Origin of the sequence: Paraclostridium benzoelyticum (assembly GCF_001006285.1) — a bacterium.
Taxonomy (GTDB): Bacteria; Bacillota; Clostridia; order Peptostreptococcales; family Peptostreptococcaceae; genus Paraclostridium; species Paraclostridium benzoelyticum.
Genome location: NZ_LBBT01000002.1, coordinates 1 through 15,728, shown reverse-complemented (window position 1 = coordinate 15,728; position 15,728 = coordinate 1). Strand labels below are relative to the sequence as shown.

At 27.7% G+C, this 15,728-nt stretch carries 13 protein-coding genes and 1 other RNA gene; 9 read left to right on the top strand and 5 right to left on the bottom strand.

Annotated features, from left to right (window positions below; genetic code table 11):
- The first annotated feature begins 131 nt into the window (after positions 1–131).
- A complete protein-coding gene (locus VN21_RS00080; protein WP_152650738.1) occupies positions 132–1,025 on the top strand; it encodes a hypothetical protein in 894 nt (297 codons plus the stop codon).
- Positions 1,026–1,109: 84 nt separating this feature from the next.
- Positions 1,110–1,296: non-coding RNA, 6S RNA (ssrS, locus tag VN21_RS18060), on the top strand.
- A 38-nt stretch (positions 1,297–1,334) separates the two neighbouring features.
- Here ssrS and VN21_RS00075 read toward each other — a convergent pair.
- Positions 1,335–2,351, bottom strand: a complete 1,017-nt coding sequence (locus VN21_RS00075) for a hypothetical protein (protein WP_046821472.1) — start codon at positions 2,349–2,351, stop codon at positions 1,335–1,337.
- 182 nt (positions 2,352–2,533) lie between these two features.
- On the opposite strand from VN21_RS00075, the gene VN21_RS00070 reads away from it, so the two are divergent.
- Positions 2,534–3,697 carry an exosporium morphogenetic protein CdeC gene (locus tag VN21_RS00070; RefSeq protein ID WP_046821471.1) on the top strand — a complete coding sequence of 388 codons (1,164 nt, stop codon included), beginning with the start codon at positions 2,534–2,536 and terminating at the stop codon, positions 3,695–3,697.
- 67 nt (positions 3,698–3,764) lie between these two features.
- On the opposite strand, the gene VN21_RS00065 is transcribed toward VN21_RS00070, so the two are convergent.
- The 3 genes from VN21_RS00065 to VN21_RS00055 all read right to left on the bottom strand — a co-directional run bounded on the left by VN21_RS00065 (position 3,765) and on the right by VN21_RS00055 (position 6,619).
- Positions 3,765–4,358, bottom strand: coding sequence for a hypothetical protein (locus tag VN21_RS00065; protein WP_046821470.1), 594 nt, complete (start codon positions 4,356–4,358; stop codon positions 3,765–3,767).
- A 13-nt stretch (positions 4,359–4,371) separates the two neighbouring features.
- Positions 4,372–5,703, bottom strand: a complete 1,332-nt coding sequence (locus tag VN21_RS00060) for an oligosaccharide flippase family protein (protein ID WP_152650737.1) — start codon at positions 5,701–5,703, stop codon at positions 4,372–4,374.
- Between the two features lie 103 nt (positions 5,704–5,806).
- A complete protein-coding gene (locus VN21_RS00055; RefSeq protein WP_046821468.1) occupies positions 5,807–6,619 on the bottom strand; it encodes a histidinol-phosphatase HisJ family protein in 813 nt (270 codons plus the stop codon).
- Positions 6,620–6,734: 115 nt separating this feature from the next.
- Here VN21_RS00055 and pdxR point away from each other — a divergent pair, with 115 nt between their 5' ends.
- From pdxR to VN21_RS00040, 3 genes are all read left to right on the top strand, one after another.
- Positions 6,735–8,159, top strand: a complete 1,425-nt coding sequence (pdxR, locus tag VN21_RS00050; protein ID WP_046821467.1) for a MocR-like pyridoxine biosynthesis transcription factor PdxR — start codon at positions 6,735–6,737, stop codon at positions 8,157–8,159.
- 11 nt (positions 8,160–8,170) lie between these two features.
- A complete protein-coding gene (locus tag VN21_RS00045; RefSeq protein WP_021428585.1) occupies positions 8,171–8,389 on the top strand; it encodes a DUF896 domain-containing protein in 219 nt (72 codons plus the stop codon).
- A gap of 78 nt (positions 8,390–8,467) precedes the next feature.
- Positions 8,468–9,862, top strand: coding sequence for an aminopeptidase (locus VN21_RS00040; protein WP_046821466.1), 1,395 nt, complete (start codon positions 8,468–8,470; stop codon positions 9,860–9,862).
- Positions 9,863–9,885: 23 nt separating this feature from the next.
- Here the strand turns inward: VN21_RS00040 and VN21_RS00035 are convergent, their stop codons facing one another.
- On the bottom strand, positions 9,886–10,806 hold the full coding sequence (locus VN21_RS00035) for a selenium metabolism-associated LysR family transcriptional regulator (protein ID WP_046821465.1): 921 nt from the start codon (positions 10,804–10,806) through the stop codon (positions 9,886–9,888).
- A gap of 189 nt (positions 10,807–10,995) precedes the next feature.
- Between VN21_RS00035 and VN21_RS00030 the strand changes: the two genes are divergently transcribed.
- From VN21_RS00030 to VN21_RS00020, 3 genes are all read left to right on the top strand, one after another.
- Positions 10,996–11,718: a hypothetical protein gene (locus VN21_RS00030; protein ID WP_046821464.1), complete on the top strand. Its 723-nt coding sequence runs from the start codon at positions 10,996–10,998 to the stop codon at positions 11,716–11,718.
- Between the two features lie 139 nt (positions 11,719–11,857).
- Positions 11,858–15,388, top strand: coding sequence for a pyruvate:ferredoxin (flavodoxin) oxidoreductase (gene nifJ, locus VN21_RS00025; protein ID WP_046821463.1), 3,531 nt, complete (start codon positions 11,858–11,860; stop codon positions 15,386–15,388).
- Between the two features lie 111 nt (positions 15,389–15,499).
- Entirely contained in the window at positions 15,500–15,721 is a 222-nt protein-coding gene (locus VN21_RS00020; RefSeq protein WP_046821462.1) for a small, acid-soluble spore protein, alpha/beta type, read from the top strand.
- Positions 15,722–15,728: the final 7 nt, after the last annotated feature.

Genomic DNA, 15,728 nt, shown 5'->3' with positions numbered 1-15,728 from the left:
TGATTAATAATATGAAAAAATAAAAAATACCTATAAATAATATATATGCGAATTTATAAAAAAAGTAACAATAATAGTAAATAAAACATAGTTTATATATTAGGAGTAGTATATAGTAAGGGGTGACAAAGGTGAACAGTTTACTATTTATATTAGGGATGGTAGCTTTAAGTAATGGAAGTATATCATTGTCAGACAATAAAACTGGTAGTTTAGATATAAATCAAGAAATGGCAAGTATGAGGTCAAAATTAAATAAGAAAAATAATAAAATCAAATTAAAAAACAAATTAAGACCCAAAAATATTGAAGATGAAGAAATAGACATAGAAGAAGATGAAGATGATTTTGTTGATGAATCTGATTATATAGATCCAGTAGCTAGTTTTAACATAAATGATCTTGATAAAGGAATGAAAATGTTAGAATTAAGTGATGATGATTTAGATAGAGGGTTGGAAATAATAACTAGAACTAAAAAATATATGGATAAAGATGAAAGAAAAGTATTAATAAAAATAGAGAGCGTTTTAGATTTAGTAAGAGGAATAAAAAAACTTAGTAGTGTTGATTTGGTTGATAATGAAGATGAATCAGATTTCTTTAGAAGCATGGAAGAAGAAGATAAAAAAAATATGATGATTAAAGAAATAATAGAAGTTTTTCCAGAAAGCAAAAAAGAATCTGTAGAGAGAGCCATAGATATGAAAAAGAAAATTGAGCTATTTGCAGAACTGTTCTTACCTGATGATATAGGAGAAGAAAATAGTTCTGGATTTAGTTTAAGTTCATTAGCTAGCATAAATAATATAGGAAGTTTAAATAACTTGAAACTTTTAGGAAATCTTTTAAGAAGTGATAATAAACAGAGCAATTATACAAAAAATAATAAATATGATTATATAAATAAAGAAGAAAATGAGGAAGAAGAGGAAGAAAATGATTTTGAAGATCTATTAGATGAAGATGAAAACTATGAAACAGATGACTATATAGACTATGATTATGTAAGGATAGATAAATAAAAGTAGAAAAAGAACGAAAAATTTATAAATTTGCTAACGAAAAATGCTTTTAAAAATTTGAAATTTATTATATAATAAAAATATGAAATCCTGGGGCATGCGACAGTGCCTATTTAAATTCAACCGACAAAGTTTGAACGGGAGTATGAGTTTAGCGGTGGATAAAATGCCCCTTCATAATTATGGGGGACTTTAAAAACTGCTAGTAGTACACCCACCTGGGAGATTCTCGGGTATGAATTTAAAGGGCCATCGGTGTTTCGGGGTAAAAAAAGTATTGTGATTTTCACAATACTTTTTTTATTATTATTAATTGTAGAAGTTACCTAATATTCCAAATGGGTCTTTACTTACAAAAACATTAGTAGATATATAATCCTTATCAGGCATATAATTAGATTTGAAACAAGCTCTTATAAACTTATCATTTATGCTAAATTCATCCTCATATGATTCACTCCAATTACACCCTAAATCATCAGAATAGGAAGTATATAAAATATTTTTATAAACATAAGATATGAATATTGAAGAGTTATATTTTAATATAGATGGATATAAATATAAAGATCCATCTGTTATGAATTTATTAACATTTTCATCAAATGAATTGTTATTTAGATATCCATTTAAGTATTTAATATTATATTTAAATTCATTGCTTTCACAAAATGTTATGTGATAGAAGTTAAGTTTATCTTTTAGAACAGATAAATAAATTTTATTTTCTAAAGAATTAGTTATACATATTGGATCATTCCAACTTAGGTTACTTAAATTAAAACTGCTGCAATAAACCTGTGGAAATTCATCATTCTCCTTGAAATAAAAAATTGTTGGAACTTTTTCATTAAAATAAATTGTAAAATTATCCAATACAGGCAAGTTTATAAAATCAACTTTATTTTCAAACCATTGTTTACCATTATTATAATGGTGGAATAAGATAGTAGTGGCACAATCTTTGTTAGTTAGATAGTAAAATATATGTATTGTATTATTTATAAATTTTATGCATGGAAACGTAATAGTATAATTTTCATAGTCATAATCTATTGTATGTAGAGTTAAAAATTTACTACTATCATTATTTAGTTTTAAAATGTTTATTTTAAAATCTGAAAAAATTCCATATACATTGTCATTTGAATCTATATCAAAATAATAACTAGAAAAATCAATAGGAACAAGTGTTATACTTTCAGAATGAACCATTGAATCGCTATTTTTAAAATATTTATAGCTTAGTCCATTTTCGCTTTTTATAAGTATCATATCTTTATTAGATTTTCTTATAACATATGAACATTCATTAAAAAATCCCATAACTACCTCCTAAAATATATATTCTATAAATATATATTAATTCAGCGGTAAATTATTCTAATAAGAATTAATTAATAAAAGACTAATTAAGTAACAATTAGCAAAATACATGCATATTATTAATTAGGCATAAACAAGAGCCTACATTTTAATAAGACAATCAAAGGGGAGGCCAAAACTGAATGAAGGATTTAATGAGAGCCAAAAAAGTAGTTAACAAAAGAGTAATACAGCCTAATCAGAATATAGATTCAGGAAGAAGCTATATAGAAAAGAATGAAATAGAAGAGGAACTAAGAGGATGTAAACCACAATGCCATCCATATATACAATGTGATTGTAATAATGAATGCAATAATGATTGCAATCATCATAATCATAATTGTGGATGTAATCCAGGATGCTGTGATTGCAAAGATGAAGATTGTACAGACAATTGCTTCCCAAACCCTTGTCCAGAAGAGTGTAGTCATCCTTTAGTACCACCTAAATTTTCAACATCACAAGCAGTATTGTATCCAATAGAAACTAACAGAATATATGACACTATAATGTTTAGAGTATTTACAGATGGTAAAATGACGAATGGAGAAGATTTGAACTTTGACTATGAATTAGGTAGTTTACGTGGACCATTACCAAACTCTACTCAAACTAATGCTACAATAGAAAAAGTTTGTATAAATTATACAAGCATAAAAATTAATCCAGGAACAACATCTTTAGAAAATTTAAGCATTGATGAAGTTGATAAACATGGTAAAAAATGCAAATCAGTTTTTGAATACAATGTTTGTGGTCAATTAAATAGATGCTGCAACGATAAGTGTTTGGGACAAAATGTAATGTATAAACAAAAAGGGTTAAATGTGCTAGTTAAAGATTTAGAAATAGAATTAATAGGTAGATTTGGATGTTCTGAGTTTACTGCTATAGCTACACCAGTTGGTAAGTGCCATAAAGGCGATGAATCAAATGATGTAGTATTCTATTTTAATACTTTATCAAGCGACTTAGTAGTTCCAGCAGATGGAAGAGGATTTACGCTAAGACAAGATTTCCAAACTCAATTAACAGTTGATTGTATAGGAAAAGCAATAATAACTCAACACATAGTAAATAACAAACCTTGTTATGAGTTGCAAATTCCTAATGGCATAGACTTAGTATTATGCTTACAAAATATAGTTAGTGTATTAATAGAAGAACAAATAGTAGTTTTAGGTGGACCTACAAGAATAAAACCTAGATTAGTAGATACATTTGGTAATGTTTGTGACTTCTCTCAATTCAATGGAAATTGTGAAGAAAAATATGACCACTGCCATAATGATAATAAGTGCTAATTAAAAAATATATACACTAAGACTGAAAATAAAAAGAGCATTGATAAAATCAATGCTCTTTTTATTTTTAATATTTTATAGTATCACAGTATTTAAATAGAATGTTACTAGTTTTTATATTTGAAAAGTGAGACCAGTCTTTTTTATTATCATTATAAACCATGGATTCTAAGTCTATTTTGTTTTTTGACTTAACGTAGTATGAACATATAATATGGTTATTTGACACGTTAATAGTATAAAGAGGCAATCTACTTTTAAAAGCATTTTTAATATCGAATTCTATAAGTTCATTATTATAAAAGCTATAGTTTAAATGATATATATTATGATAATGTTTGTTTATAGACTTAGAAAAAAACACATTTATAGAGTCATTTAATAAGTGCATCGAAAGCTTAGAAACTTTTTTCGAACTAACATTTAATTTAAATGATGATATTAAGTTTAATGAATTATTAGTGTAAGTGTAATAATAAAAGTAGTTTTTTAAGTCGATAAAGCAAATATGAATGTCGTTATAATTATCGATTAGAGCTGAGTATAAATAGACATTATTTGAAATACCTTCAATTTTGTTTGTATAGTTTTTTATGTATAAACAATTATTTTTATTGAAAATAGATACAGCCAAATTCGCATCTTTATTTAGAATAATCATAAAAGTAACCACCTTAGTATAATGATTTTAAAGATTTAAATAAAACATGAGAATTAAATGCAAAAGTTATGATAGGAACTACTGTAAGAATTAATATATAGCCCCATAAGCCCACATCTGGGATTGGAAGTATAAAGTATAGGCAAAGTGTTTGTATAATCATAGAGGTGATTCCTATAACGCTAGCAATAAACTCTTTTCCAATAGAATGAAGAATACCAGAAATAACATGATTTAAACTTAAGAATAAAGGGACTAAGCACATGTATTTTAAATAAAATCCTGCAACCTTATTTTTAAATGTATATAAGCAAATTTTTTCTCCAAATAAATAAAACATTAAAGAACATAGAAATCCCATAACAAGAGTGAGAATTAAAGCAAATAATATTTTGCTTTTTATAGATTTAATATTTTTTCTGCTTACATCCAATGATATGCTAGGTATTATATTTACAACTAACGCAGAAACTAGCATAAATGGAAGATAAACAAAAGGAAATACCATACCTGCAATAGTTCCATAGATTCCTAAAGCTGTCGTATATGTAATTCCGGAAAGGGCTAGCCTAGATGGAATAATCATAGAACTAATAGAATTTAGAACTATATTAGACATACGATTACAGGTAATAGGTATTGACATTCTAACTGTATCATATGAGGATTTCATAAACTCTTTTATATCTATAGTGTACCTATTGTCTATATATGGTTTGCGAGCTAATCCTAGTGTCATGAATGCTAAACTTATACACTCACCTATTGATATACCTATTATTGCAGATAAACAGATCAAAGTTGGATCATTAAAGTTTTTTACTATCAAATAAACAAAAATAATTTTTGAAATTTGTTCTAAAACTTGAGAGATAGCAGGTATATCAACTTGTTTTATTCCATAATAGTATCCTCTGACAATATTTGAAAGTGTTATAGCTATTATTGATGGACAAAGAGCAAGTATAAATATAGAACTATTATTGCTATGTAATAATTTGAGAGATAAAGATTGAGAACTAATTGACACAAACAAAGCAATAATTGATGCTATGAAAAATGATATATATATTGCCGATATAAAAAGTGAATTTGTACTATGTTTATCATTAAATGCTTTTTTTCTTGCAACTAAGCAACTAAGAGCAGTAGGTATACCTGTTGTGGTAAGAGCTATACAAATCATTAAAAAGTTAAATACCATGTGATATATTCCTAAGTGAACTTCGGATAAATTATTTGACAAAAATATCTTATATAAAAAACCTATTATTCTAACTATGAAATTAGATAAAAAAAGTACTAAAGTTGAATATACAAGATTAGGAATCTTCAAATATATCACCTCCTATCTTAAGTTATATTCAATAATTAATATAAAAATGAAAAAAATAACTCGTATCTAAAAAGATAGAGTTATTTTTTACTTATCAATCTAAGTATATTTTTTATTTATTTAAAATGTTTTTTAAACTTATGAACTGAGGCTTCATTTTATCAAAAGTTGATATGTATTTAAATCCAAGTTCATCAAGTTTATTGTATATATAATCAAACTTATAAGCTACTTGAGATGGGATATGAGAATCAGAGCCAGTAGTTATTATTTCCCCTCCAAGTTCTTTATACATTTTTAGTATATAGTTTGAAGGAGTTAAGTCTTTTAGGCCATATCTAAAACATGACGTATTTATTTCGATACCTTTTCCACTATGAATAACTTCTTTTAAAATTGATTCTAATATATCAGAAAAAAGTTTATCATCAAGTTCCTCATTGTAATCTCCATATCTTTTAATTAAATCAAGATGTCCTAAAACAGAATAATCTTTATAATTTTTAACTATATAATATAAAAGTTCATAATATTTTTCATAAGCTTCATATTGAGATTTATTGTTAAAGAAAGTCCCATTGTACAAATCAATCTTATCTATTGCATGCATTGAACAAATAACAAAATCAAATGGATAGTTTTTTATATCATTTGAACACTTTTCTATAATATGAGGTTGCACTCCCATTTCAATTCCTTTTTTTATAGTAATTTGATTTTTAAATTTATCTTTAAGATTATCGATACTTTTTAAGTAAGATATATAGTCTGTTTCAAATGGAACATCACTTATTATGTCGTAATCAACATGATCAGTAAAACAGATTTCCTTTAAGCCTAAATCAATAGATTTTTTGACCATATTTTCCATAGGTGTTTGACTATCTCCGGAAAAGTTTGAATGCATATGATAATCGTAGTACATAATTAGTATCCCCTTTTTTTATAAATTTTGGTATTATATATACATAATAATATCAAATATAGTTATAGGCATCAATAAACACATGTACAACAATATCATTTGAAGTGGTGATTAAATGGATAAATATAAGTTAGTAATAGAAGACAATGGTCCAAAGTATTTACAAATTTATAATCATATAAAAACAATGATTATAAATAATGAAATAGAAGTAAATAAAAAGCTTCCACCTATAAGATCTATAGCAAAGTTATTAAATGTTAATAACACTACAATAGTAAAGGCATATGAATTATTAGAAAAAGAAGGATATGTATATAAAATTATTGGTAGTGGGACATTTGTGTCAGACACTAGAGTAAAAGCTAATAGTGATGAAAACACATCTATGGAAGGAATAATTAGATTTGACAATGGGAATCCTTCAATAGATATGTTTCCAGTAGAAGAGTTTAAAAAATCCATAAATATAGCTCTTGAAAAAGAAGGAAATTCAATGTTTGAATATGATGATGGATTAGGATTTATAAAGTTAAGGTCTAAACTCGTAGAATACTTAAAAACTCTAAATATAAATACTAATAAAGATAATATACAAATTATATCTGGAGCTCAGCAAGGCATAGATATAGTTTGTAAAGGTTTAATAAATTACTCAGATTTAGTATTTGTTGAAGAACCAACTTATAGAGGAGCTCTTGAGGTTTTTAAAAATAGAGGGTCAAAAATTATAAGTATACCGATGTTAGAAGATGGAATAGATATAGGTATACTTAAGTTAAAACTTGAAAAAATAAGACCTAAGATTCTTTATACAATGCCTAATTATCAAAATCCAACTGGAATCTCTTACTCAGAATATAAAAAGAAAAAGTTAATTGAACTAGCTGAAAAATATGATTTTTATATATTAGAGGACGATTTTATGAGTGATTTGAAGTTTGAATCAACAGAGCATTTTCCTCTTAGAAGTTATGATGATAAGGGAAGGGTAATTTATATAAAAAGTTTCTCTAAATTGCTTATGCCAGGGATTAGAATAGGGTTAGTAGAAATGCCTAATGAAATTTTAAATAAAATACTATGGGCAAAATATTCGTCAGACATATCAACATCAGGTATAATTCAAAGGTCTATGTATTATTATATGGAAAATTTTAACTGGAACAACTACATAAAGAATGTAGAGGATGCTTATTATAAAAAATTTAGATTAGCACTAGAACTTATACAAAATAAATTAGCTAATAAACTTAAAATAAAAGTACCTACAGGAGGGATAAATTTCTTTCTAGAATTACCAAGAGGATATTCATCAAAAGCATTCAGTAAGTACTTAAGAAAAAAAGGAGTAGCTATTTTATCAGGTGGCCATTTCTTTGACACATCTATAGACGATAGATTTTTTAGAATAAATATTGCACAAACAAGCTTAGATGAAATACAAAAGGGAATAGATATAATATCGGATAATATAGATGAATTTTTAAAATGCTACAAAAACATAGAAGAATTTAAAGAAAATAAATTATTTTTTTAGGAGTGAATAATATGAATAACGAATTTGATAAAAAGAAATTAAACAGAATAAATGAATTAGCAAAAAAACATAAAGGTGAAGGTTTAACTGAAGATGAACATAAAGAAAGAGAAGGATTAAGAAAAGAATATTTAGAACATTTTAGAGGTCATTTTAGATCAAGATTAGAAAACATAAAAGTAGTTTCACCAGAGGAATATGAAGAGGCGATGAAAAACAAAAAGAACTAGAAAAATTTAACATTTGACAAATATAAGTGTGCTATAATTATCACGAGGGTATTTTAATAAAGAAAGGGAGTATTAAGTATGAATTTAAGACATGAATTTAAAAATGCATGGGAACAAATTAAAGAAAACAAAGAACTTGATGCTGTGATGAATTACTCAAATGAATATATGAAGTTCCTAGATGTTGGTAAAACAGAAAGAACTTCAGCAAGAGAGATAATAAGACAAGCTAAAGAACATGGTTTTATATCAATAAACGATGCGATGTCATCAGGATGTTTAACTGCAGGTACTAAAGTATATGCAGAAAATAAAGATAAAGGCGTTGCTTTATTTGTAATTGGACAAGAAGAATTACAAAAAGGAATGAGAATTGTTGGGGGACATATAGATTCTCCAAGATTAGATTTAAAACCAAATCCATTATATGAAGATGGAAATTTAGCTCTTTTCAAAACTCACTATTATGGTGGAATAAAAAAATATCAATGGACAGCATTACCACTTGCAATACATGGTGTAGTTATACTACAAGATGGAACTAAAGTTGATATATGTATAGGTGAAGATGATAATGATCCAGTATTTTGCATAACAGATCTATTAATACATTTAGCAGGGGATCAAATGCAAAAAAAATTAGCTGATGGAGTAACTGGAGAAGGATTAAACCTTTTAGTAGGTCATATGCCATTAGAAGGTGAAGAAAAAGATGCAGTTGAAGCTAATGTACTAAAATTATTAAATGAAAAATATAACATGACTCAAAAAGATTTCTTAACAGCTGAGATAGAAATTGTTCCAGCTGGGAAAGCTAGACATTTAGGATTCGATAAAGGGATGGTTATAGCTTATGGTCATGATGATAGAGTTTGTTCATATGCAGCTGTAAAATCTATATTTGATATTGAAAATCCAAAATATACTGCAGTAGCATTATGTGTAGATAAAGAAGAAGTTGGATCTCAAGGAAATACAGGAATGCAATCTAAATTCTTTGAAAATGCAGTAGCAGAACTTATAAACTTACAAGGAGATTATTGCGATCTTAAAGTAAGAAGAGCTATGGCAAATTCAAAAGTTTTATCAGCTGATGTTTCAGCAGGATTTGATCCAACATATCCAGATGTTTTAGATAAGAGAAATGCATGTTTTATGGGACATGGTTTAGCTTTAACTAAATATACAGGAGCAAGAGGTAAAGGTGGATGTAATGATGCTAATGCTGAATTTGCTTCAGAAGTAAGAAGAATATTTGATAAAGCTAATGTTGTTTGGCAAATATCAGAACTTGGTAAAGTTGACCAAGGTGGCGGTGGAACTATCGCTTACATATTAGCTGAATATGGTGCAGAAGTAATAGATTGTGGAGTTGGTGTATTAAACATGCATGCTCCATATGAAATAGTATCTAAAGCAGATATATATGAAATGTATAAAGGATATAAAGCTTTTTATGAAATAGAAGCTTAATATAAAAAAAGATAAGTGATTAATCACTTATCTTTTTTTATATGTTCTAAATTAAAATAGTCACACACTCCATCTAAAAATTTATATTCAAGAGGAGTAAAAGCTTTTTTCTTCGAGTATATAAAATAAAATTTTCTATAAAAGTTCATGTTTTTAATTTTATAAAAGTTTAACTTGTTTGAGTTTATATCTTCAATAATTGAAGTATAAGAAACAAAAGAAACTCCAAGCCCTAACTTAACCATTTCTTTTATTGATTCATTGGATTCAACATAAGCAATTGTATCTAAGCTATTAATAGATATTTTGTTTGATTTTAATTTATTAATAACAATACTTTGAGTCCCAGAACCGTCTTTTCTCATTATAAAATTTAAATTATAAAGTTTTTCTATATCAATAAAACCATTTTCATTTTCGATAATCAAACTTTTAGGAGCAATCAAAACTAGCTCATCATCTATTAAATCTATATATTCAATTTGTTTATTATTTACCTTAGAACCTACAAATCCAAAACTTATACGTTCATTTAAAATTTCTGATATAGCATCTTGAGAATCATAACGACTTATACTAAATTTAACATTTGGATAATTAGTATAAAAACTTTTTAAAAAGTCAGGAAGTATATATGTTTCAGGTATAGAACTACATGCAAGGTCTATGACCCCTTCGATTTTCCCACTATATTCTTTTATATCATAAACAGCTTTTTTACAATTATTTAAAATATAGATGGCATGTTCATATAATATTTCGCCTGCCTTTGTAAGAGTAATTACTTTATTATTTCTATTAACTAGTACTGTATCAAGGCTTTTTTCAAGATTTTGAATATGGGCACTAACTGTAGGTTGTGTAAGAAAAAGCTCTTTAGCAGCTTTAGAAAAGCTATTATATTTAGCTACAGCTACAAAAACTTCAAGTTGTTTTAAGTCCATAATAATATCCTCCCCCTAAATATGTCCTTAAATATTATAACACACAAAAAAGTATCTAGGATAAAATAAAAATTAAATGTCAATATACGGAATAAGTCTTACAAAAATATTACAATATACCTTTTTAGGTTATTTAATGTAAATAAATAATATATAATTAAATATAAGTAAATTTAGGAGGATTGGTGTATGAAAAAAAGTTTGCTAATTAGCACAATGCTAATAGTCATACTAATGTTCTCAGGATGCAGTATGAAAAGTGAAAAAAAAGTAGATAAGGCTACTCAACAAAAAAACATGACTAAAATCCAAAATGATGTTAGTGAAGTTATGGGGAAAAATTATGAATATGTTATGGATAATATAGGGGATCCATACATGACAACTTATTATATAAATACAGATAAATACGGAGAATATGAAAATTTAGATAAAGAGGGGATTTTAAAAAATCTAAATATTGAAATGGTATATCCAAAAGATGGGTATGAAAGTAGTGCTTTATATGTAGATATAAGCAAAGATAAAGTTGTTAACGTAGAAAGTGATGAATTTGTGGGAATGTCTTCCGGGTTTGAAGATTTACCAAAAGAAGCGAAATCAGCTAATGTAATAATTGAATTTTACAATGACCAAGCGTTTATCGATGCGAGTAAAGTTGATTTTAAATCAATAAAGACTTATATAGGAAAAAACATCGATGAATTAATAAGAGATACTAGTTTAGATATGCCAAATGCGGTTGCATATAGCAAGAACAAAGAAAAAATGATAAATTATTATATATTAGAAATTAAAAATAATAAAACGACTTTTGTTGTATCAGTAACTGAAGATAAGGGGAAAATATTAGATATAACACAGGTTTCGGATGCTTCATTAATAAAAGAATTAATAAATATGTCAAACTAAAAAATACTCTCTATAGTTTTAATATAGAGAGTATTTTTCTTTGTTTGCTTATAGTATATATAACAAAATAATGTAAATAATAAATTAGTGAGTATAAAACTAAATTACATAATGTAAGTATATATAGGAGGCTTAATTTATGAGTAAACAAATAATTACTATAGATGGAAATACTGCAGCAGCACATGTTGCGTATGCATTTACAGATGTTGCGGCTATATTCCCTATAACTCCATCGTCAACAATGGCTGAAGTCGTAGATGAGTGGGCTGCACAAGGAAGAAAAAATATATTTGGGCAAAAAGTTAGTGTTGTAGAAATGCAGTCAGAAGCAGGAGCAGCAGGGGCATTTCATGGGTCATTACAGTCAGGAGCCCTAACAACAACATTTACAGCATCTCAGGGGTTACTACTTATGATTCCGAATATGTATAAGGTGTCAGGAGAGTTGCTTCCAGGAGTATTTCATGTAAGTGCAAGAGCTATTGCATCTCAGGCTTTATCTATATTTGGAGACCATCAAGATGTTATGGCAGCAAGACAAACAGGATGTATACTATTAGCGTCAAGTTCTGTTCAAGAAGTTGCAGATATAGCACCAGTTGCTCATTTAGCTGCTATAAAAGGAAGACTTCCAGTTATACATTTCTTTGATGGATTTAGAACATCACACGAAATACAAAAAATAGAAGTTTTAGATTATGAAGACTATGCTAAACTAATAGATCAAAAATCACTACAAGAATTTAGAGAAAGAGCGTTATCTCCAAATCATCCAGTTACAAGAGGTACGGCTCAAAATCCAGATATATATTTCCAAACTAGAGAAGCCTCTAACAAATATTATGAAAATATTGTACCTATAGTTGAAGAGTATATGAATGAAATGAATAAACTTACTGGAAGAAACCATGGTTTATTTGATTACTTTGGTCCAGAAGATGCAAAACACATAATAGTTGCAATGGGATCAGTAACAGAGACTATAGAAGAAACTATAACTTATCTAAATGGACAAGGTGAAAAATATGGATTAGTAAAAGTTCATTTATATAGACCATTCTCTATAAAACATTTTATGGATGTAATACCATCAAGTGTAGAAAGAATTTGTGTTTTAGATAGAACAAAAGAACCAGGATCTATAGGCGAACCATTATACTTAGATGTTAAATCAGCATTCTATGAAAATGAAAAAACACCTATGATAATTGGAGGAATATATGGACTTGGATCTAAAGATACGACACCAGCAGATATAAAAGCTGTATATGAAAATTTAAAATCTAGCAATCCTAAAAATCAATTTACAGTAGGTATAGTAGATGATGTAACTAATAAATCTATAGATGTGAATAGGAATTTCAAAATAAGTCAAGAAGGAACTATAAGATGCAAGTTCTGGGGATTAGGATCAGATGGTACAGTTGGAGCTAATAAACAAGCTATAAAAATAATAGGTAATAATACTGATATGTTTGCTCAAGCATACTTTGCATATGATTCAAAAAAATCTGGTGGTATCACAATGTCTCACTTAAGATTTGGTAAAACGCCTATAAAATCAACTTATCTTATAGATGAAGCTGATTATATTGCTTGTCACAATCAATCTTATGTAACAGAGTATGATTTATTAAAAGGGCTTAAAAAAGGTGGAGTATTTGTACTTAACTGTATATGGAGTAAAGATGAATTAGAACATCATTTACCAGCTAGAATTAAAAAATATATAGCTGAAAATAATATAGAATTTTATACTGTAAATGCAACTAAAATTGCACAGGAAATAGGTCTTGGCAATAGAATAAATATGATAATGCAATCTGCATTTTTCAAATTAGCAAAAATAATACCAGAACAAGATGCTATAGATCATTTAAAAGATTCTATAAAAAAAGCATACGGCAAAAAAGGTGAAAAAATAGTAAATATGAACTATGAAGCAGTTGAAAAAGGTATGAGTTCAATAGTAAAAATAGATATACCGCAAGATTGGAAAACTGCTAAAGATAGAATTGAAGATAGAAATGAGCCAGAATTTATAACAAACATATTAAGACCAATGAATGCACAAGAAGGTGATAATTTACCAGTAAGTGCATTTAACGGAATAGAAGATGGAACATTCCCTAATGGTACAGCAGCATATGAAAAACGTGGAGTCGGAATAAATGTACCTGAATGGATATTAGAAAATTGTATTCAATGTAATCAATGTGCTTATGTTTGTCCACATGCAACTATAAGACCATTTTTATTAAATGAAGAAGAAAGTAACAAAGCTCCTAATAGTTTTGGGACTAAAAAAGCTATAGGTAAAGGATTTGAAGGATTACAATATAGAATGCAAGTCGATACTATGGATTGTACTGGATGTGGGAACTGTGCAGATATATGTCCGGCTAAAGAAAAAGCATTAGTTATGAAACCTCTTGAGTCTCAAACTGAATCAGAAATACCAAATTGGGATTTTGCAGTATCACAAGTTTCTGATAAAGGGGATATAATGAGCCCAAATAGCGTTAAGGGAAGTCAATTTAGACAACCACTTATAGAATTTTCTGGAGCATGTGCAGGATGTGGAGAAACTCCATATATCAAGTTAGTAACTCAACTATTTGGAGATAGAATGATGATAGCAAATGCAACAGGATGTTCATCTATTTGGGGAGGATCAGCTCCATCGACTCCGTATACTATAAACCATGAAGGGAAAGGACCTGCTTGGGCAAACTCTTTATTTGAAGACAATGCTGAATATGGATATGGTATGTATTTAGGAGTTAAACAAATAAGAAATAGAATAGAAAATTTAATGACAGAACTAGTTGGAATGAATATTGAGGAAGAAAGTAAAAAAGCATTTAACTATTGGTTAGAAAGTAAAAATAATGGATCAGAATCAGCTTGTGCATCAGAAGGTGTAAAAAAAGCTATAAATAATATTAAAGAATCAGATGAAAAAATCTCTTGTTTAATAAGTCAAATAAAAGAATTAGAAGATTATCTTGTAAAAAGATCTCAATGGATACTTGGAGGAGATGGATGGGCATATGATATCGGATATGGTGGATTAGATCATGTTCTAGCGTCAGGTGAAGATGTGAATGTTTTAGTATTTGATACAGAAATTTATTCAAATACTGGAGGTCAAGCTTCAAAATCAACTCCAGTTGCAGCTATGGCTAAATTTGCAGCTGCAGGTAAGAGAACTAAGAAAAAAGATTTAGGTAGAATGGCAATGACATATGGTAATGTCTATGTGGCACAAGTTTCATTAGGTGCAGATAAAAATCAATTAGTGAAAGCTATAATAGAAGCTGAAAATTATAATGGACCATCACTTATAATATGCTATGCACCATGTATATCTCATGGATTAAAAGAAGGTATGGGTAGAACTATTGCAAATGAAGAACAAGCTGTTAAATGTGGATATTGGCATTTATATAGATTTAATCCGCAATTAAAGGATGAAGGTAAAAATCCATTTACATTAGACTCTAAAGAACCAACAGAAAGTTTTAAAGATTTCTTAATGGGACAAGTTAGATATTCAGCTATAGCTAAACAATTCCCAGATATAGCTCAAGAGTTATTTGACATGACAGAAGAAAATGCAAAAGAAAGATATGAAATATATAAGTTATTATCACAACAAATGTAACTAAAAAAGAGAGAATTTTATTCTCTCTTTTTTCTTATTGAGTTTTTATAGAATAATAATATATTAATTTGCAAACTATATATTAGAAGACACTTTAAGGAGGACATCAAAATGGCGAATAAACCATTAGTGAGTAATGCAAAGCAGGCTTTAAATGAAATGAAATTGGAAATAGCTAATGAATTAGGTCCATTGAATCTTAATGTAGAACAAAGTAATATTTCATTTAATAAAAATGAAGACATACCTGGGAGTTTAGGAGCAGTTATGTCTAAAAAATTAGTTCAAATGGGAGAAGAGATTCTGTTAAGAGAATACAATAATAAGAAATAATATTAAA

What these genes read in the sequence shown, in the direction of transcription:
- pdxR (WP_046821467.1), top strand. Translation starts at nt 6,735, where the DNA reads ATGGATAAATATAAGTTAGTAATAGAAGACAATGGTCCAAAGTATTTA.
- VN21_RS00045 (WP_021428585.1), top strand. Translation starts at nt 8,171, where the DNA reads ATGAATAACGAATTTGATAAAAAGAAATTAAACAGAATAAATGAATTA.
- VN21_RS00070 (WP_046821471.1), top strand. Translation starts at nt 2,534, where the DNA reads ATGAAGGATTTAATGAGAGCCAAAAAAGTAGTTAACAAAAGAGTAATA.
- VN21_RS00075 (WP_046821472.1), bottom strand. Translation starts at nt 2,351, where the DNA reads ATGGGATTTTTTAATGAATGTTCATATGTTATAAGAAAATCTAATAAA.
- VN21_RS00040 (WP_046821466.1), top strand. Translation starts at nt 8,468, where the DNA reads ATGAATTTAAGACATGAATTTAAAAATGCATGGGAACAAATTAAAGAA.
- VN21_RS00020 (WP_046821462.1), top strand. Translation starts at nt 15,500, where the DNA reads ATGGCGAATAAACCATTAGTGAGTAATGCAAAGCAGGCTTTAAATGAA.
- VN21_RS00035 (WP_046821465.1), bottom strand. Translation starts at nt 10,806, where the DNA reads ATGGACTTAAAACAACTTGAAGTTTTTGTAGCTGTAGCTAAATATAAT.
- VN21_RS00055 (WP_046821468.1), bottom strand. Translation starts at nt 6,619, where the DNA reads ATGTACTACGATTATCATATGCATTCAAACTTTTCCGGAGATAGTCAA.
- VN21_RS00030 (WP_046821464.1), top strand. Translation starts at nt 10,996, where the DNA reads ATGAAAAAAAGTTTGCTAATTAGCACAATGCTAATAGTCATACTAATG.
- VN21_RS00065 (WP_046821470.1), bottom strand. Translation starts at nt 4,358, where the DNA reads ATGATTATTCTAAATAAAGATGCGAATTTGGCTGTATCTATTTTCAAT.
- nifJ (WP_046821463.1), top strand. Translation starts at nt 11,858, where the DNA reads ATGAGTAAACAAATAATTACTATAGATGGAAATACTGCAGCAGCACAT.